Genomic DNA, 26,452 nt, shown 5'->3' on the forward strand with positions numbered 1-26,452 from the left:
GAATTCCGGGAGACAGATATGGCATTGGTAGACATTCAAATTCCGGACATCGGCGATTTCGACGAAGTGACGGTGATCGAAGTGCTGGTCCAGGTCGGTGACACGATCAAGGCCGAGCAGTCGCTGCTCACCGTCGAATCCGACAAGGCTTCGATGGAAATCCCGTCCAGCCACGCTGGCGTGCTCAAGGAGCTGCGCGTGGCCCTGGGCGACAAGGTCAAGCAGGGCTCGGTGATCGCGGTCATCGAAAGCGCTGCCGCCGCAGCGGCCCCCGCGGCTGCTGCCCCCGCTCCCGCAGCCGCCGCCCCCGTGGCAGCGCCCGTGGCGCAAGCCGCGCCGGCGCCTGCAGCCCCGGCTGCCGCACCAGCGGCGGCATCGGCCGCCGCGACATCGGCTGCCGCGACCATCGCCCTGAAGATCCCCGATATCGGCGACTTCAAGGATGTGGCCGTGACCGAGATCCTGGTCAAGGTCGGCGACACCGTGACGGCCGAGCAATCGCTGTTCACCGTCGAATCCGACAAGGCCTCGATGGAAATTCCATCGCCGGCCGCTGGTGTGATCAAGGCGTTGACCCTCAAGGTCGGCGACACGGTCAACATCGGTGACCTGGTGGGCGAATTGCAAGCCGCAGCGTCGGCCGCGGCGCAAGCCCCGGCTGAAGCCGCTGCAGCTCCCGTGGCCGTTGCTGCCCCGGTTGCCGCTCCCGTGGCTGCTGCCCCGGTTGCCGCGCCTGCGGCCGCAGTCCCCGCGCACAACCCCACGGTTGCGCCTTCGGGCAAGCTGCCGCACGCGTCGCCTTCGGTGCGCAAGTTCGCGCGCGAACTGGGTGTTCCGCTCGAGGAAATCAGCGGTACGGCGCAAAAGGGCCGCATCACCCAGGCCGACGTGCTGGCCTTCACCAAGCAGGTGATGGCTGGCGCGGTGCAGACCAAGGCCCAGAGCGCGGTAGCGCCCAAGGCCGCGGCCGGCGGCGGCGCGGGTCTGGACCTGCTGCCATGGCCCAAGGTCGACTTCGCGAAGTTCGGCCCCGTGGAACGCAAGGAGCTGTCGCGCATCAAGAAGATCAGCGGCGCCAACCTGCACCGCAACTGGGTGATGATTCCGCACGTCACCAACAACGACGAAGCCGACATCACCGAGCTCGAAGCTTTCCGCGTGTCGACCAACAAGGAAAACGAAAAGAGCGGCGTCAAGGTGACGATGCTGGCTTTCGTGATCAAGGCCGTGGTCGCGGCGCTGAAGAAATTCCCCGAGTTCAACGCCAGCCTCGACGGTGACACGCTGGTCTACAAGCAGTACTTCAACATCGGCTTCGCGGCGGACACGCCCAACGGCCTGGTGGTGCCCGTGCTCAAGGATGCCGACAAGAAGGGCATCATGCAGATCAGCCAGGAAATGGGCGAACTCGCCAAGAAGGCGCGCGACGGCAAGCTCGGCGGCGCCGACATGCAAGGCGGCTGCTTCTCGATCTCGTCCCTGGGCGGCATCGGCGGCACGCATTTCACACCCATCGTGAACGCGCCTGAAGTGGCGATTCTGGGCCTGTCCAAGGGCCAGATGAAGCCCATCTGGGACGGCAAGCAGTTCGTGCCGCGCCTGCAGCTGCCGCTGTCGCTGTCCTACGACCACCGCGTGATCGACGGCGCCCTGGCCGCACGCTTCAACGCCTATCTGGGCCAGCTGCTGGCGGATTACCGCCGCATCGTGCTGTAAGGAGACATGCAGATGACCATGATGGATATCAAGGTTCCCGATATCGGCGACTTCGACGCAGTCTCGGTGATCGAGCTGCTGGTGCAGCCTGGTGACCGTGTTGCCGTGGATCAGAGCCTGATCACGGTCGAGACCGACAAGGCGTCGATGGAAATTCCATCGTCGCACGCCGGCATCGTCAAGGAAGTGCGCGTCAAGATCGGCGACCAGATCGCCCAGGGCAGCGTGGTGCTGGTGCTGGACGTGCAGGAGGCGGTTGCAGGCGCCACCGAGGCGGCAGCGCCCGTGGCACCGGCCGCTCAAGCGGCTCCCGCAGCCGCGGTGGCTGCTGCCCCTGCGCCCGCCGCAGCCCCTGTGCCGGGCGCGCAGCAGTACAGCGGCGCAGCCGACCTGGATTGCGACGTTGTCGTGCTCGGCGGCGGCCCTGGTGGCTATTCGGCAGCGTTCCGTGCGGCCGATCTGGGCCTCAAGGTGGTGCTGGTCGAGCGTTATGCGACGCTGGGCGGCGTCTGCCTGAACGTGGGTTGCATCCCGTCCAAGGCGCTGCTGCATGTGGCGGCCGTGATGGATGAGGTCAAGCATTTGTCGGCCGTGGGCGTGGATTTCGGCGCGCCCCAGGTCAACATCGATACGCTGCGCGGCCACAAGGAAAAAGTCATTGGCAAGCTGACCGGCGGCCTGGCGCAGATGGCCAAGATGCGCAAGGTCACCGTGCTGCGCGGCTACGGCCAGTTCGTCGGCAGCCACCACCTGTCGGTGGAAGCCACGCAAGGCGAAGGCACGCAGCGCTCGGGCGCCACGCAAGTCGTGCAGTTCAAGAACGCCATCATTGCCGCAGGCTCGCAAGCCGTGCGTCTGCCGTTCATGCCTGAAGATCCGCGCGTGGTCGATTCCACGGGCGCGCTGGAGCTCAAGGAAGTGCCCAAGCGCATGCTGATCCTGGGCGGCGGCATCATCGGCCTGGAAATGGGCACCGTCTACTCCACGCTGGGCGCACGCCTGGATGTGGTCGAGATGATGGACGGCCTGATGCAGGGCGCCGACCGCGACCTGGTCAAGATCTGGCAGAAGATGAACGCGCCGCGTTTTGACAACATCATGCTCAAGACCAAGACCGTGGGTGCAGAGGCCACGCCTGAAGGCATCAAGGTCACGTTCGCGGCAGCGGAAGAGGGTGGCACGGCCCCCGAGCCGCAGACCTACGATCTGGTGCTGCAGGCCGTGGGCCGTACGCCCAACGGCAAGAAGCTCGCGGCCGAAGCGGCGGGCGTGTCGGTGACCGACCGCGGCTTCATTCCGGTCGACATCCAGATGCGCACCAGCGCGCCGCACATCTTCGCCATCGGCGACATCGTGGGTCAGCCCATGCTGGCGCACAAGGCGGTGCACGAAGCCCATGTGGCGGCCGAAGTCATCGCCGGCGAATTGCAGGGCAACAAGGAGCTGGCTGCGGCCGCGTTCAATGCCCGCGTGATTCCCAGCGTGGCCTATACCGATCCTGAAGTGGCATGGGTGGGTCTGACCGAAGACCAGGCCAAGGCCCAAGGCATCAAGGTCAAGAAGGGCCTGTTCCCCTGGGCGGCTTCGGGCCGCGCGATTGCCAACGGCCGCGACGAAGGCGTGACCAAGCTGCTGTTCGACGATTCGCCCGAGGCCCATGGCCACGGCCGCATCCTGGGCGGCGGCATGGTCGGCACCCACGCGGGCGACATGATCGGCGAAATTGCGCTGGCCATCGAAATGGGCGCTGACGCCGTGGACATAGGCAAGACCATCCACCCGCACCCCACGCTGGGCGAAAGCATAGGCATGGCCGCGGAAGTGGCGCATGGCAGCTGCACCGACGTGCCGCCAGTGCGCAAGTAAGCCGCCGGCGTTCGCACTCGGCCAAGCCGCGCAAGCTCCTCGGAGCCTGCGCGGCTTTTTGCGTTCAAGGGCCTATCAGTTCATCGCGTACGCAGTTTCTGATCACTTCGGGAATCGCCGCTTCGGGAGCGATCACGGTTTGCGGGCCGCAGTCGCTTTGTCGGGTCAGGTAGTAGCGGAATGCGTCGCGCACCCAGTCGGACGCGTCGGCAGCGCGCATAAACAGCTCGCCCACGGCCTTGAGGTCTGCGGCGTTCAGATCTTCCGCCATGACATGGCCGCGGCTGCGCAGGCGCGAGCCCGGCATGCCGTAGCCGGCCAGTCCTCCCAGCCGCTCCACGTCTATCCTCCCCCAGCCGATCACGGGGCGCGCTGGAACATTGTCGGTTTGCATCACAGGCCTACCTTTTTCCAGCCCGCGTCGACGGCGCTCTCGACAGCCGATTCACGGCCGAACAGCGTCCCGGCGGCTTCGCGCGAAAGGCCGGCGAAGTCCTTCATGGACATGCGTGGGCGCAGGCCCGAGCGGGTCAGCACGTGGTACCAGACCTGGCCTATGGTGTCCCAACTGTTGCCGCCGATCTGCTTGCAGGCGGTGCAAAAAGCGAGATTGGGCGGGCCGCTGGTGTAGTGCGGGTCCATGCCGGGCTTGAGATCCTTGTAGTGCAGGGGCTGGGGAGCGAGGCAATGCTTGGCATCCGGTTGTGCCATGTCGCGCAGGCAGGTGTAGCCCCGTTGGCGGGAGGTCTCTCCGAGAATGTCCTGGCCGACCAGCCAGTCGGCACTGGCGGCATCCTGCTTGAATCGCCATTGGCGGAACATGACGCCAAAACAGTCCGACATGCTTTCGTTGAGTCCGCCGGGCTCGTTGTCGTAGTCCAGTTGCAGCGTGTACTGGGTCAAGCCATGGGCCAGTTCATGGGCGATCACATCGCAGCCCATGGTGAAGTCGATGAACAACTCGCGATCCCCGTCGCCGTAAATCATCTGCAAGCCGTTCCACATCGCGTTGTTGTACTTCTTGCCATAGTGCACTGAGGACATCAACGTCATTCCTGCGTTGTCCACCGAGTTGCGCTTGAAGATTTCGCGCAGAAAAGTGGCGACGTTGCCGGTCTCGGCGTAGGTGCGCTTGACGGTGGCGTCGTTGGACGTGCCTGGCTGCTGGACCTGGGTTCCCGGCAGGCTCAATGTCTGCTTGCAGTCGAAGAGCGTGATTTCGGGATTTTCAGTCAGCGTCTGCAGGGTATGCGTTTCCAGTACAAAGCCGGCGAGCTTCTTGGTCTGCAAGCGAATATCCCGGAAGTGCTGGCTCAGCTTGGCGGAGTAATCCGCGTTCTCGCAGATTTCCTTGGACAGCGTGGGGTCGCAGGCCATGTTTTCCAGCACGTCGTCTGGGATGAATTGGCAATGGCATCGATACATGTTGAACACCTCCCATGGATGAATGGGGAGTGCCGTAGCAGGTCGCCAGTTTTGCAGCCGCGGGCGAGGCCAGGGCTTGGGTCAACGCAAGGCTGGCCCTTGCTTGCATTCCCCCGGCAGTGACGCGAACAGCGTTCTGACTGCCGTACATCGATGCTAAATCCCGATGCCGCGCTCGAGGATCAGAGGCCCCACCGCCGCGGATGATTCCCGGCAGCCGCAGCCGCGGCTCACTGCTCCTTCAGCAGGGTGTCGAGAATGAAGTGCCACTCCTCGGGCGTGACTTCGGTGATCGACAGCCGATTGCCTTTTTGCAACACCCGCATGTCGGCCAGCGCCGGGTGGGTGCGCAATTCGGCCGGGCCGACATGGCGGGTCTTGCGCAGGGCTTGCACGTCGACCAGCAGCCAGCGCGGCTTGTCGACCGGCGAGCGCGGGTCGTAATAGGGGCTGGAGGGATCGAATTGCGTGGGGTCGACGCGCGGGCCGCTGGCGATGCGCGCCAGGCCGTAGATGCCGGGCTCGGCGCAGCTGGAATGCCAGTACAGCACGCCGTCGCCGACCTGCATGGCGTCGCGCATGAAGTTGCGTGCCTGGTAGTTGCGCACGCCGGCCCAGGCCAGGGTGGCATTGGGGGCCGCCAGGGCGTGGTTGATGGACTCGGTTTCGGGCTCGTTTTTCATGAGCCAGAAACGGCGCGTGGAGGGGGGTGTGGCAGTGCTCATGGCGGTATTGTGGCAAAGGCAGCCTGGATGCAAAGCCCTGGCTTCAGCCTTGATTGGCTTTGCGGGCCCGTGCCAACAAGGCGTCCGCATGCGCAGCGCTGCCTGGCGGCAGGGGAATGTCAACGCTTTGCGCCACGCGCATGCAATCGCGGATGTGCTGCTCGCCCAAGTAGCGCAATGCCGCATAGCCCAGGGCAGCGGCTGTGATCTGGCCCAGAATCGGCACGAATTTGCTGACCTGCTTGGCAGCCATGCGTGTGCCGACTTTCTGCACCAGGCGGATGATCATTTCACGTGTGACCAGCTTGCCTATCAATACCGAGCCGACCATGGCCACGGCTTTTTGCACGCTTTCGCGCCGCGAAGGTTCGAGCGCATCGAGTTGTTCGGCGCTCAGGCCGAACTCGGCACTGAGGCGAGGGATCAGGCGTGCCAGCAAGGCTGCATCCACGGCCCAGTCCAGGCCCGGCACTGGCAGGCTGCTGGCCACGGCGCCCATCAGCGCGCGGCGATGCAGCAGTTTGCGCGCACGCAGGGCGGCGGCGGCGATCTGGGTCTGCCTTGCCGGATCGAGGTCAGCGGCAAGCTCTGGTGTGTCGTGGCTCATCGGCCCGTGGTTTTGCCCCGTACCAGATGGTAGAGCGCGAGCAGCACGATGGCGCCGATGATGGAGGCGATCCAGCCCGCGGCATCACCTTGTCGGTACCAGCCGAGCGCGACACCGACATAGCTGGCGACAAAGGAGCCTGCGATACCCAGCAGTATGGTCATGATCCAGCCCAGGCTGTCATCGCCGGGCTTGATGGCTCGGGCGATCAAGCCGACGATAAGACCAACGATCAGAGTTCCGAGGAGAGAGAACATGGGGCAAAGCTCCTAGTGGGGTAGAGGGAAACGACACCCGACTCTAGTACCCCGTAGGCATTGCGCCTTGTCGGACAGGACCTTATCCTGCCGACCGTATTCCCGGTGCCGGAAGCTCAGGGCGTGAGGGCCGTTGCTCCGGGGGAGAGTTCCGCGGTTTCCACCCGGCGCGCACCGTCGAAACGGCGGGACCAATATGGGGTTTGCATGCTTTCCACTCGCACGGTGGCACCGCTGCGGGGCGAATGGATGAACTTGCCTTCGCCCACGTAGATGCCTACGTGGCTGAAAGTGCGGCGCATGGTGTTGAAAAACACCAGATCGCCGGGGCGCAAATCCTGTTGGTCGATTTTTTGTGTGGCGTTGGCCTGCTCATCGGCGCGTCGCGGCAGCACCAGGCCCACGGTTTGCGAATAGATGGCGCGGACAAAACCGCTGCAGTCGAAGCCGGTGGCCGCGCTGTTGCCGCCACGGCGGTACGGTACGCCCAGAAAGCCCATGGCCGTGCCGACCAACTCGGACGTGCGCGTGGCCACGTTGTGGCGGGCTTCATGAAATTGGGTGTTGATCTGGGAGATCAAGCCCTTCTTGACCAGCAGCTGCTGCATGTCGTCGTCGGCAGGACGTGCGTCTGGCGCGGCGTGGGCACTGGCACAGGCGAAAAGAAGAGCAAACAACCATTTGGACATGGGGGGCAAGGGTAACACGGGTGGGCCGACCTGCCGGCACGAATTGGCGTGAATGTATGCGGGTTTCTACCTGTTTTTCCACGCATTGATCTGGCGCAAGGGTACGCGCCTGCATAAGGCGAAGGCCGAGGCTGCGACAATGCACCATTGCGGACCGAAAAAAGAAAGATTTCCATGTTGCTTGACTCCTTCGAATCCCAGCTGGTGCTGGTGGATTACCAAGAGCGCCTGATGCCGGCCATTTTTGAAGCCGAGGCAGTGCTCGCCAATGCGCGGCGCCTGGCCCAGATCGCCCAGTTGCTGGAAGTGCCTGTCTGGGGCACGGAACAAAACCCGTCCAAGCTGGGCGGCAATGATGCGCAACTGCGCGCCCTGTGCCAGAAAACCCTGGCCAAGATGCAGTTCAGCGCCGTCGAAGAAGGCCTGGGCGAATGGTTGCGCCCGCCGGCACGCCCTCAGGGCGGCAATGCGCGCAGCCTGCCCAAGCACCTGCAGAAGCCGCAAAACCAGGAAGCCGAACGCGGCACCATCGTGCTCGCGGGCTGCGAAGCCCATGTCTGCCTGCTGCAGACCGCGCTCGACCTGATCGAGGAAGAGTTCGACGTCTGGGTCGTGACCGATGCCTGCGGCTCGCGCACCGAGCGCAACCGGGACGCGGCCTTTGACCGGCTGGCCGGTGCCGGCGTCGAGCTGGTGACCACCGAAATGGTCGCGTTCGAGTGGCTGCGCAGCTGTGAGAACCAGGCGTTCAAGGAAGTGCTGGCGCTGATCAAGTAAGGCGGGAAGGGCTGGGCTTGCTCAGCCCTTGGCCCGCGCCTGGATCATGCCGGTCGACAGCATGGTGCCCAGCACCACGATCAGGCCGCAGCCCAGCATCCAGGCGGTGACCTGCTCCTGCAGGAACACACTGCCGTAGAACACGGCAAACACCGGAGCCAGGAAAGTCACGGCCAGCGCCCGGCTCGGGCCGGCCCGGGCAATCAGGCGAAAGTAAAGAATATAGGCAATGCCCGTGCACAGCACGGCCATGGCGGCGACGGCCAGCCAGGCGCGCAGGCTGGGGTTGTGGGCCGGCCAGAAAATCCAGGCCGGCAAGGCCAGGGCCAGCGTGGCACCGACCTGGCTGCCCGTGGCGGTGGCCAGTGCCGGAATACCGGTGAGAAAGCGGCGCGCATAGCTGGCGGCAAAGCCGTAGCACAGCGAGGCGGCCAGGCAGGCGGCGATCGCCCAGGCCGCGAGGCCGCCCTGCGATTGCAGCCCGCCGGGGGCACGCCAGGCCAGCAAGGCCACGCCCGTGAAGCCGCACAGCAGTCCCAGCCAGCGCAGGCGGGTCATGCGGTCGCCAAACCAGGCCCAGGCCACCAGCGCGCCAAACAGCGGCACGGCGGCGTTGAGGATGGATGTCAGGCCGGTGGTCAAGTGCACCACCGCCGCGGCAAACAGCGCAAACGGCAGGGCCGAATTGAGTACGCCCGCGACCAGGATAGGACGCCAATGGCGCTGCAGCGCAGGCCACTGGCCTTGGCGCAGCATCAGCGGCCACAGAAACAGCGTGGCCAGGGCGACGCGCAGGCCGGCCGTGGGCAGGGGGCCGAACTCGGTTGCACCCATGCGCATGAACAGAAACGACGAGCCCCACAAGGCGGACAACAGCAGGAATTCGGCAATCCAGGCCGAGACGGGCAGGGGGACGAAGGCGTTCATGGGAAGAGCTGCAAGGACTTGCGGCCCGCAAAAGCTAATCCGTGATTTTGCCTGCATCGGCGCGGCCTGGCTGTCTCGCTGGCGGCCCGGTGCGCCGCCTACAATGTGTGCCTGTGCTTCGCTGGCGTTTTGCGCCAGCGCTGGTGTCCACCCTTTTCAAAGAGCTATCCGTGCAGCTGACGCCCTCCATTTTCAAAGCCTATGACATTCGCGGCGTCGTGCCGACGACCTTGAACGAAACCGTGGTGCGGGGCGTAGGCCTGGCCTTCGGCAAGGCAGCGCGTGCCGAGGGGCAGACCACGGTGGCCGTGGGCCGCGACGGCCGTCTGTCGGGCCCGGCCCTGTCGGCGGCGCTGATCGACGGTCTCATGGCTGCGGGCATGGAAGTCATAGACATCGGCGTGGCCACCACGCCCATGCTGTACTTCGCCGCCGCCACCCTGTGCAAGAGCGGCATCCAGGTCACGGGCAGCCACAACCCCAAGGACTACAACGGCCTGAAAATGGTGTTGAACGGCCGTGCCATCTACGGCGACGAGATCCAGGCCCTGCGCCACACCATGGAAGCCGATGACTGGCAACTGGTGCCCGGCGGCTCGGTGCGCCATGCCGACGTGCTGGCCGACTACACGGCGCGCATCGTCGGCGACGTGAAGCTGGCGCGGCCCATGAAGATCGTGGTCGATTGCGGCAACGGCGTGGCCGGTGCTTCGGCGCCGGACATCTTCCGCGCGCTGGGCTGCGAAGTGGTCGAGCTGTTTTCCGAAGTGGACGGCAATTTCCCCAACCACCATCCCGATCCGAGCAAGCCCGAGAACCTGCGCGACCTGATCGCCGCGCTGGCGGACTGCGACGCCGAGCTGGGCCTGGCCTTTGACGGCGACGGCGACCGGCTGGGCATCGTCACCAAGGACGGCAGCAATATTTTCCCCGACCGGCAGATGATGCTGTTTGCCGCCGACGTGCTGTCGCGCGTGCCCGGCGGCAAGATTGTGTTCGACGTCAAGTGCACCCAGCGCCTGGCGCCCGCGATCCGCGCAGCCGGCGGTGAGCCCGTGATGTTCAAGACCGGCCACTCGCTGATCAAGGCCCGCATGAAGGAGCTCGATTCCCCGCTGGGCGGCGAAATGAGCGGCCATATCTTCTTCAAGGAACGCTGGTTCGGCTTTGACGACGGCACCTATGCGGGCTGCCGCCTGCTGGAAATCGTCAGCCGCAGCCAAGACCCGAGCGCGCAGCTGCTGGCCCTGCCCACCAGCTACTCCACGCCCGAGCTCAACGTGAGTTGCGCCGAAGGCGAGCCGCATCAGCTCACGGCCCGGCTGCAGGCGCTCGCCGCCCAGGCGTTCGCGGCCCCGGCCCAGCTCAATACCATCGATGGCCTGCGCGTCGACTGGCCGGACGGCTTCGGCCTGATTCGCGCCAGCAACACCACGCCCGTGCTGGTGCTGCGCTTCGAAGGCCACACGCCCGAAGCGCTGGCGCGCATCGAAGCCGAAATGCTGGCGCTGCTGGAGCAGGTCAAACCCGGTGCCCAGGTTGGCAGTGCAGCGCATTGAGATGAATTGGGCGCTGGCGCTTTATTCGGCGGTCACCTGGGCGGCGCAGCCGCTGCTGCGGCGCAAGCTGCGCCATAGGGCGGTGGCCGAGCCGGTCTACGGACAGCAGGTGGAAGAGCGCTTCGGCCGCTACAGTCCGCCGGACCTGGGGCGCGATGGCGCCGGTCAGTGGGTCTGGCTGCATGCCGTTTCCTTGGGTGAAACGCGGGCGGCGGCGATTCTGGTGACTGCGCTGCGCGCGCAGATGCCGGGCATGCGCTTGCTGCTGACGCACGGCACGGCCACGGGCCGGACCGAAGGCGCCAAGTTGCTGCAGGCCGGCGACCTGCAGGTCTGGCAGCCCTGGGATACGCGCGCGGCCGTGGAACGCTTTGTGCAGCAGTTTCGCCCGGCCGTGGGCGTGCTGATGGAAACCGAAGTCTGGCCCAACCTGGTCGCCATCTGCCGCGCGCACGGCGTTCCGCTGGCGCTGGCCAATGCCCGGCTGAGCGACAAGTCGCTGGGCCAGGCCCTGCGCCTGGCTTCGCTGTCCATGCCGGTCTACCAGGCGCTGGCCGCGGTCTGGGCGCAGACCCAGGCCGATGCCCAGCGCCTGCGGGCCCTGGCGGCGCCGGTGCGTGGTGTGCTGGGCAATCTGAAATTCGATGTGCAGCCCGATGCCGCGCAGCTGGCGCAGGGCGCGCAGTGGCGCCGGCGTTCGGCCCGGCCCGTGGTGCTGCTGGCCAGCAGCCGTGAAGGCGAGGAAACGCTGTTCATCGAGGCCTTGCGCCGCCTCGGTCCTCTGGCCTTGCAAGTGCAGTGGCTGATCGTGCCGCGACATCCGCAGCGCTTCGAGGCCGTGGCCTTGCAGCTGCAGGCGGCGGGCCTGCGCGTATCGCGGCGCAGTGAATGGCTGGGCGCTCCGCCCCAGGCCCAGGCGCAGGCCGGCGAGGAATGCCTGTGGCTGGGCGATTCATTGGGGGAAATGCCGCTGTACTACGCGCTGGCCGATGCGGCCTTGCTCGGCGGCAGCTTTGCGCCGCTGGGCGGGCAGAACCTGATCGAAGCCGCGGCCTGTGGCTGCCCCATGCTGGTGGGTCCGCACACTTTCAATTTCGCGGAAGCGGCGGAACTGGCCTGCCAGGCCGGTGCGGCCCTGCGCGTGCCCGATCTGGACGCGGGCCTGCAGGCCGCGCTGTCCCTGGTGCACGACGCGCCGGCACTCGCTTATGCCGTGGCGAACTGCATGCAGTTCGCCCAGGCGCACCGCGGCGCGGCGCAGGCGACGGCGGAGGCGATCGAGGGCTTGATGCGGGAGTGGGGCAAGCCCTGAGTCAGACGCACCCTGTGGCAACGCAGTGCCAAGGCCTGAAAAACTGGCGCAGTCCAGCAAGGGGCAGCGAGGAAGGGCCGCCCCGCACCGAGGCTGCCGTCCCCCTCCACCGAAGGATGAGAGGGGGAAGACGCGAAGCGGCTCAGGGGGTGCTCGCTAGCAATGCGTTGACGGCCTGCAGATCGTCGGAGGTCAGCGTGCCTGCTGCCTGGCGCAGCTTGAGCTGGCCCAGGATCACCTGGTAGCGCGCCAGCGCCAGATCGCGCTTGGTCTGGTAGAGCTGGCTTTGCGCATTGAGCACGTCGATGTTGACGCGCACGCCGACTTCATAGCCCAGCCGGTTGGCATCGAGTGCGCTCTGGCTTGAGGCTTCGGCGGTTTCCAGTGCCTTGATCTGGCCCTGGCCGGATTGCACGCCGTAGAAGGCCGTGCGCGTGGCCTGGGCCACGCTGCGGCGCGCCTGATCGAGGTCGGCTTCGGCCTTGCTTTCCAGCGCCAGGGTCTCCTTGACCCGGTTTTGCACCGAGAAGCCCGCGAACAGCGGCATGTTCAGCTGCACGCCCACGCTCGCGCCCTGTACGCGGTAGCCGTTCTGGGGGATGGTGATCGAGCCCTGGGGATAGTTGTTGACGCTGTAGCCGGCTTGCAGGTCCACCGTGGGCAGATGGCCGGTTTCGGCCTTGCGGGTTTCGAGCCGGGCGACATCGAGTGCCAGCTGGGCCTGGCGCAGCTGGGGCTGGGTGTCCTGCGAGACATCGACCCAGGCCTGCGGGTCGGCGGGCAACAGCGGCGGCAGCGCCACGGGCTGGGCCAGCGGCAGAGGCTGTGCACCCGGCACACCGACCAGTTGCTCCAGTGCCAGGCGTTTGACGCGCAGCTCGTTTTCGGAGGCGATTTCCTGGGCCACGATCAGGTCATGGCGTGCCTGGGCTTCGCGAAAGTCGGTGATGGTGGCATTGCCGACGTCGAAATTGCGCTGGGCAAACGCGCGTTGTTCGGCCACGGCGGTTTTTTGCGCGCGCACGTAGCGCAGCGAATCTTCCGCGCCCAGCACGTCGAAGTAGGCCTGGCTGGTGCGCACGATCAAGTCCTGTTCGGCGGCTTCGCGCTGGGCCAGGGCCAGTTCGTAGCCACGCTGTCCCTGGGTGAAGGCAATGCGGTTGGCCGGACGGTACAACGGCTGCGAGGCGTTGAGGGCGGCGGTTTGCGTGGTCGCGTTGAGCGTGAAGGAGGGGCGGCTGATCTCGGTGCGCGCACGGCTGACCCCGGCCTGCAGTCCCACGCTGGGCAGCAGACCCGCACGCGCCTGCTCGGCGCGGCTGTAAGCAGCGTCGGTTTCGGCCTGGCGTGCCTGCCAGATCGCATCGAAACTGCGCGCGCGCTCGGTCAGCTCGACCAGGCTCTGGGCCTGTGCCGAGGGGGTGAGTGCCCCCAGTGCGGCTGCCAGGCAGGCCCAGCGGGGAAAGTTCATCTGCGTGCGCGCCAGGGGCATGGTGTTCCTTGCAAAGAAAAAAATTCCACCGCAGGCCAGAGCGCTGGCTTGCGATTGGCGGGATCAGTACAGCGGAACGCTTTGGTCGCGTTCACGCGACCAGGCGTCTATGCCGCCGGTGATGTTGCTGACCTGCTCAAAGCCCTGGTTCAGCAAAAACATGGCGACATTCATGCTGCGCATGCCGTGGTGGCACAGGCAGGCAATCGGACGTTCCGGGTCCAGCTCCTGCTGGCGCGCCGGAATGTCCTGCATGGGAATGTTCACCAGCTCGAAGCCTTGCGGCGTGACGCTGGCCGTGGCGCATTCCCAAGGCTCGCGCACGTCCAGTACCAGCGGCGTGATGCCCTGGGCCTGGAGCTGCTCCAGCCATTGATCGAATTGCGCGGGGCGGACTTGGGCAAGCATGGTTTTTTCCACAGGGCTCAGAACTTGAAAGGCGAAGGCTCGGGAAAGCCCACCAGACGCGGCGCCATGGTGTCCCAGGGCGCTGTGGTCTCGAAGTTGTTGCCCTTGCGGCGCACGAAAGTCGCGCGCATCACGGGGTTCAGGCCGACGATGGCACCCAGACGCCCGCCTTCGGTGAGCTTTTGCAGCAAGGCGGGGGGCACTTCGGCGACCGAACCGCTGAGCACGATCACGTCGAACGGACCTTCGGGCAGCGGGTCGGTGGCGCCGTCGGCCAGGCGCACGGTGGCGTTGGCAATGCCGGCGCTGAGCAGGTTTTCACGCGCCATTTCGGCCAGTTCGGGCACGATTTCCAGGCTCAGCACCTGACGGGCCTGGCTGGCCAGCAAGGCCGCCATGTAGCCCGAACCCGCGCCGATTTCCAGCACCTTGTCGGTGGGCAGGATTTGCAGGTCTTGCAGCATGCGCGCTTCCACGCGGGGCGCGAGCATGTTCCAGCCCTTCTGGGCGGCTTCGTCCGGCGCGCCGTGCAAGGGGATCTCGATGTCCATGAAGGCCAGGCCCTGGTGCTCTGGCGGCACGAATTCCTCGCGGCGTACCTCGGCCAGCGCATCAAGCACATCCAGGTCCAGCACATCCCAGGGGCGGATTTGCTGCTGGATCATGTTGAAGCGGGCTTGCTCGATGGGATCGCTGGCATTGGCAGAGGTGTTCAAGGGCATGTTCATGGGGTTACTCCGGAGAAAGGCAGATCACGACAAACCTTCGATTCTACGAGTGAGTGGGCTCAGGTTTCAGTCCGCGGGCTGTTTGGGTGTTTGGCGACCGAATCGGCGGCGGGCCCAGGCGGCCAGATCGTCCATGTAGCAGTACATCACGGGCACCACCACCAGGGTCAGCAGCGACGAGGTGATCACGCCGCCGATGACGGCCTGGCCCATGGGCGCGCGCTGCTCCGAGCCTTCGCTCACGGCCAGGGCCAGGGGCAGCATGCCGAAAATCATGGCCAGCGTGGTCATCAGTATGGGGCGCAGCCGCACGCGCGCCGCCAGCAGCAGCGCCTCTTCGCGGCCCAGGCCGGGAAGGCTGGCGCCCGTGGCCGGGTCGGTGTGCGGCGCGCGGGCGCGGATGGCGAAATCCACCAGCAAGATGGCGTTCTTGGTGACCAGGCCCATCAGCATGATCACGCCGATCATGGAGAACATGGACAGCGAGGAGCGGAACATCAGCAAGGCCAGCACCACGCCGATCAGCGTCAGTGGCAGGGCGGTCATCAGGGCCAGCGGCTGCAAGAAGCTCTTGAACTGGCTGGCCAGGATCATGTAGATGAAGACGATGGCCAGCGCCAGGGCCGACAGCGCATAGACGAAGGACTCGTCCATGTTCTTGGTGGCGCCGCTGAACTCATAGCGGTAGCCCGGCGCCAGGGCCAGTCCTTGCAAGGCCTGGCGTATGTCCGCCGAGACTTCGCCCACGGAGCGCAAGGAGGCATTGGCGCTGATGGCAACTTCGCGCGTGAGCGCGCGCCGGTTGATCTGGCTCGGGCCCGCGGATTCGCGGATGTCCGCGACCTGGTCCAGCCGCACGCGGTGCAGGCTGCCATCGCGGCCCGCCACCAGCAGGGGCAGGCGGGCGAGTTGCTGCGGCTGCATCCGCGCCTCGGGGGCCAGGCGCAGTTGCACGTCGTAGGTTTCGTCGTTGCTGGCGCGCCAGTTGCCCACGTCCTGGCCGGCGATCAGCGTGCGCAGCGCCGAAGCCAGCGCTGCGGTGGACAGGCCCAGGTCGGAGGCCGCATCGCGCTTGAGTGCCAGGGTCACGCGCGGGGTGTCGCTTTGCAGGCTGGAGTCGACGTCGACCAGGCCGGGAATGCCCTGGATCAGCGCCAGGGCCTGCTGGTTCAGGCGCTCCAGCTCGGCCAGATCCTGGCCTTGCAGGGAGAACACAATCTGCTTTTGCCCGCCCACGGGTTCGAGCAGACCTACATGGCTTACGGTGATGCCCGGGATTTCCTGCAGCTGCGCGCGCAGCAGCGTGGACATGGCTTCGACGTTGCGCGTGCGCTGGGAGCGCTCCGTCAGCCGCACGTAGATGCTGGCGCGGGTCTTGCCCTGGGCCGAGCCGGTGTTGATGGTCGCCAGGCTGTAGCGCACTTCGGGCAGGGTGGCGATCAAGGCCTGCACCTGGCGGGCCTTGGCTTCGGTGGCTTCGATGGAGCTGCCCTGGGGGGTGTGGAACTGCACCGTGGTCTCGGAGAAGTCGGCCTTGGGAACGAACTCCGTGCCCAGCAGCGGCACCATCAGCAGGCTGGCGACAAAAACCGCCAGCGCCGTGAGCGCCGTGGCCAGGCGGTGGCCCAGGGCCCAGCGTAGTATTTCCTGGTAGACGCCGGCCAACTGCTCGCTGGCGCGGTCGAACCAGGCCGTGACGCGGCCTATGCTGCGCGCGTACAGGCCTACCGGCTGGGTGTCCGGTTCGGCGGGCCCATGGACGCTGGGGTCGTGCCAGACGCTGGACAGCATGGGGTCGAGCGTGAAGCTGACGAACATGGAAATCAGCACCGCGACGACGATGGTCAGGCCGAACTCGTGGAAGAACTTGCCGATGATGCCTTCCATGAAGCCAATGGGCAGGAACACGGCCACGATGGACAAGGTGGTGGCCAGCACGGCCAGGCCGATCTCCTGCGTGCCGTCCATGGCCGCGGCGTAAGGCGTCTTGCCCATTTGCAGATGGCGCACGATGTTCTCGCGCACCACGATGGCATCGTCGATCAGCAGGCCCACGCACAGCGACAGCGCCATCAGCGTGACCATGTTGATGGAAAAGCCCAAGGCATACATGAACAAGAAGGTGCCGATCAGCGCAATCGGCAGCGTCAGCCCGGTGATGACCGTGGAGCGCCAGGAATTGAGGAACAGAAAGACGATCAGCACCGTCAGCGCCGCGCCTTCGATCAGCGTCTGGCGCACGTTGTCCACGGCCACGCGGATGGGCCGCGCCATGTCGCCAATGGGCTGCAGGCGCACGCCCGGGGGCAGTTCGGCCTGCATGGCCGCCACGGCCCGCTGCAGGCCTTCAACCACCGCTATGGTGTTGTCGCCCTGGGCTTTTTGCACCGACAGCAGCAGGCTGCGCTGGCCGTTGTACAGGGCCAGGCTGTTGACTTCCTGCGCGCCGTCCTGGATGCGCGCGATCTGGCCCAGGCGCACGGGCGTGCCCTGGCGCCGGGCGACGATGATTTGCGCGAAATCCTCGGGCCGCTGCATGCGCGCGTCGATCTGCACCATGCGCTCCTGGGCCAGCGAGCGCACGGCGCCCAGGGGCAGGTCCTGGTTTTCGCTGCGCACGGCCTGGACCACCTGATCGACGCTGATGCCGAAATTCTCCAGGGCCAGCGGGTCCAGGTAGAGGTTGATTTCGCGCGGCGTGGCCCCGACCAGATTGACGGCGCCGACGCCGCGCACATTCTCCAGCCGTTTCTTCAACACCTGATCGGCCCAACTGGTCAGCGCCACGGCCGACAGGGGGGGCTCGCTGGCGCTGGTCTGGGGCAGCACGGCCACCGACCACACGGGGGCGCTGGCCGGGTCGAAGCGCAGCACGCGCGGCTCCTTGACTTCGTCGCGCAGCAGCGGTCGCACGGAGGCGACTTTTTCGCGTACGTCTTCGGCTGCCTTGCGGCCATCGATCTGCAGCTGGAATTCCAGGATGACCAGGCTGTAGCCTTCGTAGCTGCGCGAGGTCAGCGCATTGATGCCGGCAATCGAATGCACGCCTTCCTCGATCTTGCGCGTGACTTCGCTTTCCACGATCTCGGGCGAGGCGCCGGGGTAGTCCACCGTCACCACCACCACTGGAAAATCGATGTTGGGGAATTGGTCGACCTGCAGGCGCTGGTAGGAGAACAGGCCCAGCACCAGCAAGGCCAGCATGACCATGGTGGCGAACACCGGGTTGTGCAGGCTGACCTTGGTGAACCACATGGACGGGCTTCAGTGTGCGGCGGTATCGGTGCGCACGCGCGTGCCGGCGCGCAGGGCTCCGGCGCTGGCTGCCACCACCCGGCTGCCTGGCTCCAGGCCTTGCACCGCGACCCAGGGCTGGCCGGCGATCAGTGCCCGGGCGCCCAACGTGACCGTGCGGTGGGCCACGCTGTCGCTGCCGTCGGCGGCCTGGACCAACAGCTGCACATAGGGCTGGGGCTGGTCGTTGCGCACGGCGTCCAGGGGGATGGCCAACTGCGTTGGCGCCAGAGCGCTGTCCAGGTCGATCTGCCCCTGCAGGAAGAGACCGGGGCGCAGCACGGGGGCCTGCCCATGGGCCGCGGTCAAGGGCGCCAGGCGCAGATACACGGGCACGCTGCGCGTTGTTATGTCGGCCTGGGGGCTGACGCGGACCACCGTGGCGGCGATCTCCAGCGGGCTGCCGTCCAGCCGCAGCCGGGCTGGCAGGCCTGGGCGCACCTGCAGCGAATCGGCGGGGGACAGCAGGGCCTGCAGTTCCAGCTGGCGCAGGTCGACGATGTCCAGAACCTTGCTTTCCACGGCCACGCGCTCGCCGTTGTTGACATAGCGCCGCGCCACCTGGCCCGTGATGGGGCTGCGCAGCACGGTGTCGCTGGCGGCCTTGCGGGCCAGGTCGGCCGCGGCCAGCGCGGATTGGTAATGGGCCTTGGCGGCCGCCAGATTGGCGTCCGATGTGCGCAGCGCGGTCGCTGAAATGAAACCTTGCTCGACCAGCGCCTGGTTGTTGCTGTGCAGCCGCTGCTGTATGGACTGCTGGGCGCGCGCGGCTTCGGCTTCCTGCTGGGCCTGGCGCAAACGGGAATTGCTGTCGGTGGCATCGACGCGCGCCAGCACCTGCCCGGCCGTCACGCTATCGCCTTCGCGCACCGACAGGTCTTGCAGCGTGCCGGCCGCATAGGCCTTGATGCCGGCCACCTGCAGCGCCTGCAGCTCACCCGTCACGGGCACGGCCTGGGGCAGGGTCTGCAAGGCCACGGTCAGCACTTCCGCGGGCTGCAGGCGTATGGGCACGGCCGAGGGCGTGGCCGCTGCCTGCAGGGCTTGCTGCTGGGCTTTGCGGGCCAGCAGCGCACGGCCCAGGCCGAACGCCAGGATCAGCACGGCGACCAGGACCCACAGCAGCCGCTTGCGCTGTGACTTGCGACGGGGCACGGAGGATGGGAAGGGTTCAGGCACGTGGCACCAGGCCCAGCAAGAGATTTTCGACCTGGGCGTCCAGGTAGGCCCGGGGGCTGATGGCTGCATCGCCGGCCGGCTGGCAGGACGCCAGGGAGTTCTGCCACACCGACAGGAACAGCATGGGGGCGAGCACCAGGTAAATGCCGGTGTTGGCATCCATGGGCCGGAACTCGCCGCGGGCTATGCCGCGCTCCAGAATGCGCCGCACCAGGGCCGTGCCCGGTTGCAACACTTCCTGCTGGTAGAACTGGGCCAGCGCGGGGAAGTTGCGCGCTTCGCCGACCATCAGCTTGGTGATTCCCGAAGCCTTGGTGCTGCCTATGCGCTCCCACCAGACGGCGTAACACTGGCGCAGCAACTCGGCGCTATTGCCTTCGAAAGCGTCCAGCTCCAGCTTCCACTCGGCAAAGCGCCCGGCCATGTTCTCGCGCACCACCGCCTTGAACAGATCTTCCTTGCTGGGAAAATACAGAAACAAGGTGCCCTTGGAAACGCCGGCGCGCGCGGCCACCTCTTCGACGCGGGTCGCGGCATAGCCTTTTTCCACGAACAGGTCCAGGGCCGCGTCCAGCAACTCGCCGGGCCTTGCATTCTTGCGCCGGGCGCGCCGCGGCCGAGCGCGGCCGGGCGTGGCCGCATCGGGCACGGTCTGGCGGCTGTCCGCGGACGATGGAAGGTCGGAAGAGGGCCGGTGCTGCATGTTAATGACTGATGGGTTATTAAATATAGCCAGGGCTCTTGCAGGCGTCAATCCGCGCAAATCCCGCACCACGGCGTCGGCCGGGAAACCGTGCAGGCTGACGGGTTCCTGCTGCGCGAGCCCCCTGTGATGGTGTACAAGCGAGGCATGCAAGAAACCATTTATCTCGCCGGTGGCTGCTTCTGGTGCACCGAAGCCGTGTTCGACCGCGTGCGCGGTGTGATCGACGTGCAAAGCGGCTATGCCAACGGCCATGTCGACCATCCGACCTATGAACAGATCTGCGAAGGCACGACGGGCCACGCCGAAGTGGTGCGCGTGGTGTTCGACCCGCAAACCATAGGTCTGCGCCAGCTGCTGGAGATCTTTTTCGCCACGCACGACCCGACCACGCTCAACCGCCAGGGCAACGACGTGGGCACGCAATACCGCAGTGGCATTTACGTGCTCGATGAAAGCCAGGCCCAGGTCGCTCGCGACGTGATCGCCGAACTCGCGCCCGAGGCCGGCGGCCCCATCGTGACCGAAGTGCTGCCGCTGAAGTGCTACTGGCCGGCTGAGGACTACCACCAGGACTACTTTGCGCAGCACCCGGGCCAAGGCTATTGCGCCTTTGTCGTCAGTCCCAAGGTGCAGAAATTCCGCCACAGTTTTGCGCAGTGGGAAAAAACGGGCACCCCCTGAGCCGCTGACGCGGCTTGGGCCGGCCCCGGCTTCCCCGCTCAACCTTTGTTTGGTGGAGGGGGGCGCCCGGCTAAGGGGCGACATCGTCGGTGCGGGGTGGCCCTTCCTCGATGTCTCTGAGCTGCGGCGCGCCGGTCTCATGGGCCCCGGGCTGCACGAGAACCGTTGTTGGTAAAAACGTGGGCATAATGCAACGCACTTGCGTTAGTGCATTGGCTCGCTGTGTCGTGCCCGCTGCGCAGGCATTGCTGCATTCCTTATCCGTCCTCTCTTATGCCCATCACCAGCGTCCCCCTGTCCCTGCCTGCCGGAATGCGCTCCACGCGCGCCAGCCAGGCTGTGCTGGCGCTGTTTGCCGCCCAGCCGGACGCGGTCGTGAGCGAGGCCGATGTGGAGTTGGTGCTGCATGAGCAGGGCATTGTCGTGAACCGGGTGACCGTCTATCGTCTGCTCAATCGGCTGAATACGGCCGGTCTGCTGCAACGCATCGTGGACGCCGATCGGATTGCCCGTTACCTGTTGCCCGCGGCAGACGTCGCCAGCCAGGCGCCACGCTTTGAATGCGATGGTTGCCATCGCCAGTTTCGGCTGGCGGGCAGCCAGGCCCGGCTGAAGACCGCCTTGCGCGCGCTGCGCCAGGAATTGCAGGCGGCGGGTCACGCGGAGTTGCGCATGGACTGGGCCGTGCGCGGCCGCTGCGCGGGCTGCGTTCAGCCACCATCGGCCTGAAGTCCCTGACCATTTTTTGTTTCTTCATTCTTGTCCTGAAAGATTTGCCATGACGTCCTTGCGCGCCGCCGCCCTGTTGTTTGCCGCCTTGAGCCTGTCGGCGCTGCCCGTTGCCTATGCCCATGACCATGCGGGCCAGGACACGCACACCGACAAGGAGCGGCAAGCCGATATCGAGCGCCACCAGGCCATGGCGGCCGCGCACCAGGCTGCGGCCCAATGCCTGGCTGCGGGCAAAGGCCATGACACCTGCCAGAAGGAGTTGCTGCAGGCCTGCAAGGGCCTGGCCATCGGCAAGTACTGCGGCATGCGCCACGCCCATTGAGTCCAGGCCTGACGCCATTTCTTAACGTTTTTTCTTCTTCATGCCTGGCCACTTTCACCGCTTGAACCCTGCTGCCCCCCGGCAGCTGGCGGCGCTGTGGGCGCTGGTGCTGGCCATGCTGCTGGCGCCGGCGCTGGGCCGGGTTCACCAGGTGCTGCACCCGCCGGCGCTGCCAGGGCTGGCGGCGCATGTGGTGGGCGCGGCGCTTTCCGCCGACCCTGCGGTGGCGGATCCGGGGGCCACAGGCGATAGCACCCCAGGCCATTGGCTGCTGGCGCTGTTTGCCGGCCACGGCCATAAAGACTGTCTGCTGCTCGACCAGCTCAGCGCCTGGGCCGGGCCACCGGCTGCCGGCCCGTCGCTGCCGGCAGCCCTGCCGCAGGAGCCTCCCGCCCAGGTCCAGGTGCGGATTGTCGCGGGCGGTTCCGCGGCGTACTTCGACGCCCGAGCGCCTCCCGCGGCCGCTGGTCGCGTCTTGCACGGCTGAGCCTGTGCAACGGCTGCCCGGCTTTTGCGCCGGTGTCAGCCGTCTTCTCTCCTTTGTGAAATTTCCGCAGGACCATGGCTTTGGTCCTGCGCAGCGTTGTGCGTCGTGCTCGCCCCAGAGGGGGCGGCCGCGCGCCGCTGTGGCTGAATAGAAAGTGTTTCCATGAACCGCATCCAGTCCCGTTGGGACGATTTTTCCGCGCCCGTCCGGTCTTTGGGCCGCAAGCCTGTGCGACGCACGCAGATTGCAGCCGCCTGCGCCACCTTGGCCGCCTGGTCGTTCGCCAGCATGGCGTCGGCTCAGACCCCGGAGCCGCAGCCGCAAGCCGCTCTGGCCGAAGTCACGGTGTCGGCCGGAGGCCTGGGCCAGTCGGGCAGCGAAATGACCACGCCGGTCAGCATCCTGGAAGGCCAGGAACTGGTCCTGCGCCGCGCAGCCACGCTGGGCGAGACGCTCAGCGGCGAGCCTGGCATCCACGCCAGCCATTTCGGCGCCGGCGCGAGCCGCCCCATCATCCGTGGCATGGACGGCCCGCGCGTCAAGGTGCTCAGCGACGGCTCGGAACTGCAGGATGCATCGACCATCAGTCCCGACCATGCCGTGGCCATGGAGCCCATGCTGGCCACGCAGATCGAAGTCCTGCGCGGTCCTTCGGCCCTGATCCACGGCGGCGGTGCCATGGGCGGCGTGGTCAACATCCTCGACAACAAGATTCCCACGGCCATCCCTGAAAAAGGCTACGAGGGCAGCGCCGAACTGCGCTACGGCAGCGGTGCCAAGGAGAAGGCCAGTGCGTTCTCGTTGACCGGTGGCGCCGGGCAGGTGGCCGTGCACGTGGAAGGCATGGCGCGCGATGCCAGCGATTACCGCGTGGGCAGCGGCTGGAGCGGCGGGCCGCGCGTTGCGGGCAGCTTCAATCGCAGCGACACCGGCAGCGTAGGCCTGTCGTGGATTGGCAGCCAGGGCTATCTGGGCGCGGCCTTTACGCGCCAGACCTCGCGTTACGGCCTGCCGGGCCACAACCATGGCTTCGAGGGCTGCCACGCGCATGGCGACCATTTGCACTGCGGCAGCCACGATGACCACGATCATGGCGAAGACGGCCATGACCATGCGGATGGCGCGGTGCCGGTGGTGGACCTGCTGAGCGAGCGCGTGGACGTGCGTGGGGAATGGCGCCAGCCCATGGCCGGCGTGGCCGCGTTGCGGTTTCGCGCCGGAGTGACGGATTACCGGCACGATGAAATCGAAGATGCGAAGATTGCGACCACTTTCCGCAACAAGGCCCACGATGCGCGTTTCGAGCTGGAGCATCTGCCTATCGGCGGCCTGCGCGGCGTCGTCGGTTTCCAGACCGCCAAGCGCGATTTCAGCGCCGTGGGCGAGGAAGCCTATGTGGAGCCTACACAAACCCGGCGCGACAGCCTGTTCATGCTGGAGGAATACCGCTGGCAGAACTGGCGCTTCGAAGGCGCGCTGCGCCATGAGCGCCAGACGGTCGAAGCGCTGACATCGGGCATTGAACGCAAGCACAGCGGCACATCGGGGTCGCTGGGCGCGGTCTGGCATTTCGTGCCCGGCTACCAGCTCGCGACGTCGCTGACCCACTCCAGTCGCATGCCGACCGCCGAGGAGCTGTACGCCCAGGGCTTGCACATGGCCACTTCCACCTATGAGCGCGGCAATGCCGATCTGCAACGCGAAAAGTCCAAGGCCTGGGACCTGTCGCTGCGCAAGACCGCGGGCGACACCACGTTCAGCGTCAGTGCCTTCCAGCACCGCGTGGACAACTACATCTACGGCCGCACGCTCGACGAGCACGATGGCTTGCAGCTGTTGCAATACACCCAGGTCGATGCGCGTTTCACCGGCCTTGAAGGCCAGATCCGCCAGCGCTTTGGCAGCCATTGGGGCGTGACGCTGTTTGGCGACACCGTGCGCGCCAAGCTGATGTCCGGCGGCACGCTGCCGCGCATTCCTTCGGCGCGCATGGGCTTGCGTGTGGACACGCGCTGGAACGGCTGGCAAGGCATGGCCGAGTGGGTGCAGGTGGCCAGGCAAGACCGCGTGGCGCAGTTTGAAAGCGCCACCCCGGGCTACGGAATGCTGAACCTGTCGGCCAGCTACCAGATGCGCACGGCCGGGGGCACGCCCTGGCAGGTTTATGCCAAGGCCAACAACCTGACGGACCGACTGGCTTACGCCCATACTTCGTTCATCAAGTCGGCCGCGCCGTTGATGGGGCGCAGCATCACGGTGGGCGTGAAGGTGGACTTCTAAGTCCCCGTTTCTGGCGCCTCCAGGCCTGGCTTGCAGGGGCGCCAGATGGCAAAAAGTGCGGCTTTTATCGAAACTGTATGTTTGTACAGTTTTAGAAAAAACCGCACTTCAGCTCCACCGAATCGGCTGCTCGGCATCTATGCAATGCTGCAAATGCGCGAGCGCGCGCACCTGTTCGACACCAATGCGCTGAATCACTTCCGTCGGCGCCACGCCTGCGCGCAGCCATTGCACGATGGCGGTGTTGCGCAGCACCTGCGGCCCCATGCGGGCCAGCGGCAGAGGGCGCGCATGGCCGGCGCAGGCCTGGTGGGCCAGGGCAATGGTCTTGGAAGCGATATGGAACAGCGCCCGTATGGTCAATGGCCCGCCTTTGCGCGACTCGAACAGCGGGGCCTGGGCATCCGCAGGGCTGCCGCTTCGGCGGCGAAACCGCAGCCATGCGGCGAGGGCGGCCTGGCTGCGGGCGGGCAACTCCAGGCAGCGGTTTTGCGCTGCGCGCAGGCCTTGCAGTTGCACAAAGCAGGGCGTGTCCGCTTCGGCCAGCGGCGCCTGGTCCGCGCCGCGCAGTGCCTCCATGGTCAGCGCGCGCACTTCCTCGGGCGCCAGCGCCAGTTCATACAGCAGGTGCAGCACGGCGTGGTCACGCGCGCTTTGCAGGTCGTCGCTGCCCGGGAAATGGCGGGGCAGGGCAGTCCATAGTGTCTGCGGCAGAACATGTCCCGTGGCCTGCTCGGGGGCCGGGCGATGGACGGCTTGCACGGGATTGCTGGCGACCCAGCCCTGGAGCAGGGCATGGTCATAGATGCGGTCGAGCAGGCGCCAGTAACGCCGGCGCGTGACTTCGCTGATCTGGCGCTCGGGTTGGTGGTGGGCGCGTTGCCCCGGACGGATCTGCAGGAAGCGGGCGACATCTTCGGCCGTGGCCTGGTGCCAGGCTTTGGCGTCCGGCGCGGAGGAGGGGGGGAGCGACGCGCGGCCTCCCTGCAACTGCGCTATCCAGGAGCGCCAGATGAGGGCATAGCCGCTTTCCAATGCCTGCTTGTCCTGCGCCTGGGAACGATCACCGGCCTGGCCTTGTGCGGCCTGGTGCCAGTGCAGATAGACGGCGTTGGCCTCGGGCAAAGGGGTCGATGGGCTGGGTGTCATGGCCGTTCACATACGAATCAACAGGCATTGAATGTAACTTACATGGAATGTTGGTTCATGAATTTTCTACTGAAAGCGCCAGAACTGGCATAAGACCTGATCAGAAAGGAGGGCGGTTTCGGGCGGGACTTGCGCCCGTGCGCTTTGCGCCGTCGCTGGGCGAGGAAGGCGCGGGCAGGGGATGTCACTCCCGACCCAAGGCTTGGCTCAGGGAGCCAGGCGTTCACGCACCCACTGGCCGTTTTCCAGACGGTAGCGCAGGCGGTCGTGCAGGCGGCTCTTGCGTCCTTGCCAGAACTCGAAGCGCTCGGGCACCAGGCGAAAACCGCCCCAGTGCGGCGGGCGGGGAGGGGACAGCAGGAACTGCGCGCCATAGCGGGCCGCATTGGCCACCAGCACGCCGCGCCCGGCAATCACCTGGCTTTGCGGGCTGGCCCAGGCGCCGATGCGCGAATCCAGCGGACGGCTCTTGAAGTAGGCGTCGCTTTCCTCGGCGCTGACTTTTTCCACCCGGCCTTCGATGCGCACCACGCGTTCCAGCTCCACCCAGTGGAATTGCAGCGCGGCAAACGGGTTTTCCCCGAGCTCACGGCCTTTGCGGCTGTCGTAATTGGTGTACCAGACGATGCCGTGCTCGTCATAGCCCTTGATCAGCACGATGCGCGTGCTGGGGCGCAGATCCGCGCCTACCGTGGCCAGCGTCATCGCGTTGGGCTCGGGCACCTGGGCGCTCAGCGCTTCCTGCAGCCACTGGTCGAACTGCTGCATGGGATCGGCGTGAGAAGCGTCTTCGCTGAGTTCGGCGCGCTCATAACTTTTGCGCAGATCGGCAATGGAAGAGGAAATGTGGCTCATGCCGCTATTGTGCATGGCGGGTCCGGCCGGCGAACACTTGGTGCCTGGGCTGATGGCGAAAAGCCGGACAGGGGTCCCTCAAAATGGGGATGTCCCGCTGCGGAATGGCAACCGCGGCCATGCATCACAAAGCCAGGCGCTGCATGGATTTCCATAGGCAAATCGTCCTGTGGAGTGCTGCATAATAGGCAAGGTAACTATTAGTAAGAAACATGGACTTAAGTACACAGGCACAACTGGAGGTGTGGGAGTTGGACTCTGGCGCATGGCGGCCAGCAG

General features: G+C 66.2%; 25 protein-coding genes. 10 read left to right on the forward strand and 15 right to left on the reverse strand.

Annotation, left to right across the window (positions count from 1 at the left end; all coding sequences use genetic code 11):
- Positions 1-18: 18 nt before the first annotated feature.
- Both aceF and lpdA read left to right on the forward strand, forming a co-directional pair.
- Entirely contained in the window at positions 19-1,716 is a 1,698-nt protein-coding gene (gene aceF / locus N0K08_RS14360) for a dihydrolipoyllysine-residue acetyltransferase (RefSeq protein ID WP_261501076.1), read from the forward strand.
- 12 nt (positions 1,717-1,728) lie between these two features.
- Positions 1,729-3,582 (forward strand): dihydrolipoyl dehydrogenase, encoded by a 1,854-nt coding sequence (gene lpdA / locus N0K08_RS14365; RefSeq protein WP_261501077.1) that lies wholly within the window; start codon positions 1,729-1,731, stop codon positions 3,580-3,582.
- A 64-nt stretch (positions 3,583-3,646) separates the two neighbouring features.
- Here the strand turns inward: lpdA and N0K08_RS14370 are convergent, their stop codons facing one another.
- From N0K08_RS14370 to N0K08_RS14395, 6 genes are all read right to left on the reverse strand, one after another.
- Positions 3,647-3,976 (reverse strand): protealysin inhibitor emfourin, encoded by a 330-nt coding sequence (locus N0K08_RS14370; protein WP_261501078.1) that lies wholly within the window; start codon positions 3,974-3,976, stop codon positions 3,647-3,649.
- Positions 3,976-5,007, reverse strand: a complete 1,032-nt coding sequence (locus N0K08_RS14375) for a M4 family metallopeptidase (RefSeq protein WP_261501079.1) — start codon at positions 5,005-5,007, stop codon at positions 3,976-3,978. Before N0K08_RS14375 ends, N0K08_RS14370 begins: the two co-directional genes overlap by 1 nt.
- Positions 5,008-5,237: 230 nt before the next feature.
- Positions 5,238-5,732, reverse strand: a complete 495-nt coding sequence (locus N0K08_RS14380; RefSeq protein ID WP_261501080.1) for an EVE domain-containing protein — start codon at positions 5,730-5,732, stop codon at positions 5,238-5,240.
- A 43-nt stretch (positions 5,733-5,775) separates the two neighbouring features.
- On the reverse strand, positions 5,776-6,339 hold the full coding sequence (locus N0K08_RS14385; protein ID WP_261501081.1) for a hypothetical protein: 564 nt from the start codon (positions 6,337-6,339) through the stop codon (positions 5,776-5,778).
- Positions 6,336-6,596 carry a GlsB/YeaQ/YmgE family stress response membrane protein gene (locus N0K08_RS14390; protein WP_261501082.1) on the reverse strand — a complete coding sequence of 87 codons (261 nt, stop codon included), beginning with the start codon at positions 6,594-6,596 and terminating at the stop codon, positions 6,336-6,338. Before N0K08_RS14390 ends, N0K08_RS14385 begins: the two co-directional genes overlap by 4 nt.
- Positions 6,597-6,712: 116 nt before the next feature.
- Complete coding sequence (locus N0K08_RS14395; protein ID WP_261501083.1) at positions 6,713-7,285, reverse strand: C40 family peptidase; 573 nt, start codon at positions 7,283-7,285, stop codon at positions 6,713-6,715.
- A 174-nt stretch (positions 7,286-7,459) separates the two neighbouring features.
- Between N0K08_RS14395 and N0K08_RS14400 the strand changes: the two genes are divergently transcribed.
- Positions 7,460-8,062: an isochorismatase family protein gene (locus N0K08_RS14400; protein ID WP_261501084.1), complete on the forward strand. Its 603-nt coding sequence runs from the start codon at positions 7,460-7,462 to the stop codon at positions 8,060-8,062.
- Positions 8,063-8,083: 21 nt separating this feature from the next.
- Here N0K08_RS14400 and N0K08_RS14405 read toward each other — a convergent pair whose 3' ends face one another.
- Entirely contained in the window at positions 8,084-8,989 is a 906-nt protein-coding gene (locus N0K08_RS14405) for a DMT family transporter (RefSeq protein ID WP_261501085.1), read from the reverse strand.
- Positions 8,990-9,159: 170 nt separating this feature from the next.
- Here N0K08_RS14405 and N0K08_RS14410 point away from each other — a divergent pair, with 170 nt between their 5' ends.
- Positions 9,160-10,548 (forward strand): phosphomannomutase/phosphoglucomutase, encoded by a 1,389-nt coding sequence (locus N0K08_RS14410; RefSeq protein ID WP_261501086.1) that lies wholly within the window; start codon positions 9,160-9,162, stop codon positions 10,546-10,548.
- A 1-nt stretch (position 10,549) separates the two neighbouring features.
- Positions 10,550-11,860 carry a 3-deoxy-D-manno-octulosonic acid transferase gene (locus tag N0K08_RS14415; RefSeq protein WP_261501087.1) on the forward strand — a complete coding sequence of 437 codons (1,311 nt, stop codon included), beginning with the start codon at positions 10,550-10,552 and terminating at the stop codon, positions 11,858-11,860.
- A 142-nt stretch (positions 11,861-12,002) separates the two neighbouring features.
- On the opposite strand, the gene N0K08_RS14420 is transcribed toward N0K08_RS14415, so the two are convergent.
- The 6 genes from N0K08_RS14420 to N0K08_RS14445 all read right to left on the reverse strand — a co-directional run bounded on the left by N0K08_RS14420 (position 12,003) and on the right by N0K08_RS14445 (position 19,664).
- On the reverse strand, positions 12,003-13,352 hold the full coding sequence (locus N0K08_RS14420) for a TolC family outer membrane protein (RefSeq protein WP_261501088.1): 1,350 nt from the start codon (positions 13,350-13,352) through the stop codon (positions 12,003-12,005).
- 63 nt (positions 13,353-13,415) lie between these two features.
- Positions 13,416-13,760 (reverse strand): rhodanese-like domain-containing protein, encoded by a 345-nt coding sequence (locus N0K08_RS14425; RefSeq protein WP_261501089.1) that lies wholly within the window; start codon positions 13,758-13,760, stop codon positions 13,416-13,418.
- A 17-nt stretch (positions 13,761-13,777) separates the two neighbouring features.
- Positions 13,778-14,488 carry a protein-L-isoaspartate O-methyltransferase family protein gene (locus N0K08_RS14430; RefSeq protein ID WP_261501090.1) on the reverse strand — a complete coding sequence of 237 codons (711 nt, stop codon included), beginning with the start codon at positions 14,486-14,488 and terminating at the stop codon, positions 13,778-13,780.
- A 66-nt stretch (positions 14,489-14,554) separates the two neighbouring features.
- A complete protein-coding gene (locus N0K08_RS14435; protein ID WP_261501091.1) occupies positions 14,555-17,743 on the reverse strand; it encodes an efflux RND transporter permease subunit in 3,189 nt (1,062 codons plus the stop codon).
- A 9-nt stretch (positions 17,744-17,752) separates the two neighbouring features.
- Positions 17,753-18,937 (reverse strand): efflux RND transporter periplasmic adaptor subunit, encoded by a 1,185-nt coding sequence (locus N0K08_RS14440; protein WP_261501092.1) that lies wholly within the window; start codon positions 18,935-18,937, stop codon positions 17,753-17,755.
- A 16-nt stretch (positions 18,938-18,953) separates the two neighbouring features.
- On the reverse strand, positions 18,954-19,664 hold the full coding sequence (locus tag N0K08_RS14445; protein WP_261501093.1) for a TetR/AcrR family transcriptional regulator: 711 nt from the start codon (positions 19,662-19,664) through the stop codon (positions 18,954-18,956).
- Between the two features lie 147 nt (positions 19,665-19,811).
- Here N0K08_RS14445 and msrA point away from each other — a divergent pair, with 147 nt between their 5' ends.
- The 5 genes from msrA to N0K08_RS14470 all read left to right on the forward strand — a co-directional run bounded on the left by msrA (position 19,812) and on the right by N0K08_RS14470 (position 24,169).
- The gene (msrA, locus tag N0K08_RS14450) at positions 19,812-20,348 is read left to right on the forward strand and encodes a peptide-methionine (S)-S-oxide reductase MsrA (RefSeq protein WP_261501094.1); all 537 of its coding nucleotides are present in this window, start codon (positions 19,812-19,814) and stop codon (positions 20,346-20,348) included.
- Positions 20,349-20,621: 273 nt separating this feature from the next.
- A complete protein-coding gene (locus tag N0K08_RS14455) occupies positions 20,622-21,077 on the forward strand; it encodes a transcriptional repressor (RefSeq protein ID WP_261501095.1) in 456 nt (151 codons plus the stop codon).
- 49 nt (positions 21,078-21,126) lie between these two features.
- Positions 21,127-21,402, forward strand: a complete 276-nt coding sequence (locus N0K08_RS14460; RefSeq protein ID WP_261501096.1) for a hypothetical protein — start codon at positions 21,127-21,129, stop codon at positions 21,400-21,402.
- A gap of 61 nt (positions 21,403-21,463) precedes the next feature.
- Positions 21,464-21,889, forward strand: coding sequence for a hypothetical protein (locus N0K08_RS14465; protein WP_261501097.1), 426 nt, complete (start codon positions 21,464-21,466; stop codon positions 21,887-21,889).
- A gap of 288 nt (positions 21,890-22,177) precedes the next feature.
- Positions 22,178-24,169 carry a TonB-dependent receptor gene (locus tag N0K08_RS14470; protein WP_261501530.1) on the forward strand — a complete coding sequence of 664 codons (1,992 nt, stop codon included), beginning with the start codon at positions 22,178-22,180 and terminating at the stop codon, positions 24,167-24,169.
- 108 nt (positions 24,170-24,277) lie between these two features.
- On the opposite strand, the gene N0K08_RS14475 is transcribed toward N0K08_RS14470, so the two are convergent.
- Positions 24,278-25,318 (reverse strand): tyrosine-type recombinase/integrase, encoded by a 1,041-nt coding sequence (locus N0K08_RS14475; RefSeq protein WP_261501098.1) that lies wholly within the window; start codon positions 25,316-25,318, stop codon positions 24,278-24,280.
- A 207-nt stretch (positions 25,319-25,525) separates the two neighbouring features.
- Positions 25,526-26,188: a pyridoxamine 5'-phosphate oxidase gene (gene pdxH / locus N0K08_RS14480; protein ID WP_261501099.1), complete on the reverse strand. Its 663-nt coding sequence runs from the start codon at positions 26,186-26,188 to the stop codon at positions 25,526-25,528.
- Positions 26,189-26,452 lie beyond the last annotated feature (264 nt).

The organism is Acidovorax bellezanensis, from assembly GCF_025421555.1.
Lineage (GTDB): Bacteria > Pseudomonadota > Gammaproteobacteria > Burkholderiales > Burkholderiaceae_C > Comamonas > Comamonas bellezanensis.

What these genes read in the sequence shown, in the direction of transcription:
- N0K08_RS14375 (WP_261501079.1), bottom strand. Translation starts at nt 5,007, where the DNA reads ATGTATCGATGCCATTGCCAATTCATCCCAGACGACGTGCTGGAAAAC.
- N0K08_RS14415 (WP_261501087.1), top strand. Translation starts at nt 10,550, where the DNA reads ATGAATTGGGCGCTGGCGCTTTATTCGGCGGTCACCTGGGCGGCGCAG.
- N0K08_RS14400 (WP_261501084.1), top strand. Translation starts at nt 7,460, where the DNA reads ATGTTGCTTGACTCCTTCGAATCCCAGCTGGTGCTGGTGGATTACCAA.
- N0K08_RS14445 (WP_261501093.1), bottom strand. Translation starts at nt 19,664, where the DNA reads ATGCAGCACCGGCCCTCTTCCGACCTTCCATCGTCCGCGGACAGCCGC.
- N0K08_RS14380 (WP_261501080.1), bottom strand. Translation starts at nt 5,732, where the DNA reads ATGAGCACTGCCACACCCCCCTCCACGCGCCGTTTCTGGCTCATGAAA.
- lpdA (WP_261501077.1), top strand. Translation starts at nt 1,729, where the DNA reads ATGACCATGATGGATATCAAGGTTCCCGATATCGGCGACTTCGACGCA.
- N0K08_RS14475 (WP_261501098.1), bottom strand. Translation starts at nt 25,318, where the DNA reads ATGACACCCAGCCCATCGACCCCTTTGCCCGAGGCCAACGCCGTCTAT.
- N0K08_RS14370 (WP_261501078.1), bottom strand. Translation starts at nt 3,976, where the DNA reads ATGCAAACCGACAATGTTCCAGCGCGCCCCGTGATCGGCTGGGGGAGG.
- N0K08_RS14395 (WP_261501083.1), bottom strand. Translation starts at nt 7,285, where the DNA reads ATGTCCAAATGGTTGTTTGCTCTTCTTTTCGCCTGTGCCAGTGCCCAC.
- N0K08_RS14425 (WP_261501089.1), bottom strand. Translation starts at nt 13,760, where the DNA reads ATGCTTGCCCAAGTCCGCCCCGCGCAATTCGATCAATGGCTGGAGCAG.
- N0K08_RS14420 (WP_261501088.1), bottom strand. Translation starts at nt 13,352, where the DNA reads ATGCCCCTGGCGCGCACGCAGATGAACTTTCCCCGCTGGGCCTGCCTG.
- aceF (WP_261501076.1), top strand. Translation starts at nt 19, where the DNA reads ATGGCATTGGTAGACATTCAAATTCCGGACATCGGCGATTTCGACGAA.
- msrA (WP_261501094.1), top strand. Translation starts at nt 19,812, where the DNA reads ATGCAAGAAACCATTTATCTCGCCGGTGGCTGCTTCTGGTGCACCGAA.
- N0K08_RS14470 (WP_261501530.1), top strand. Translation starts at nt 22,178, where the DNA reads ATGGCGTCGGCTCAGACCCCGGAGCCGCAGCCGCAAGCCGCTCTGGCC.
- N0K08_RS14460 (WP_261501096.1), top strand. Translation starts at nt 21,127, where the DNA reads ATGACGTCCTTGCGCGCCGCCGCCCTGTTGTTTGCCGCCTTGAGCCTG.
- N0K08_RS14430 (WP_261501090.1), bottom strand. Translation starts at nt 14,488, where the DNA reads ATGAACATGCCCTTGAACACCTCTGCCAATGCCAGCGATCCCATCGAG.
- N0K08_RS14435 (WP_261501091.1), bottom strand. Translation starts at nt 17,743, where the DNA reads ATGTGGTTCACCAAGGTCAGCCTGCACAACCCGGTGTTCGCCACCATG.
- N0K08_RS14385 (WP_261501081.1), bottom strand. Translation starts at nt 6,339, where the DNA reads ATGAGCCACGACACACCAGAGCTTGCCGCTGACCTCGATCCGGCAAGG.
- pdxH (WP_261501099.1), bottom strand. Translation starts at nt 26,188, where the DNA reads ATGCACAATAGCGGCATGAGCCACATTTCCTCTTCCATTGCCGATCTG.
- N0K08_RS14390 (WP_261501082.1), bottom strand. Translation starts at nt 6,596, where the DNA reads ATGTTCTCTCTCCTCGGAACTCTGATCGTTGGTCTTATCGTCGGCTTG.
- N0K08_RS14455 (WP_261501095.1), top strand. Translation starts at nt 20,622, where the DNA reads ATGCCCATCACCAGCGTCCCCCTGTCCCTGCCTGCCGGAATGCGCTCC.
- N0K08_RS14405 (WP_261501085.1), bottom strand. Translation starts at nt 8,989, where the DNA reads ATGAACGCCTTCGTCCCCCTGCCCGTCTCGGCCTGGATTGCCGAATTC.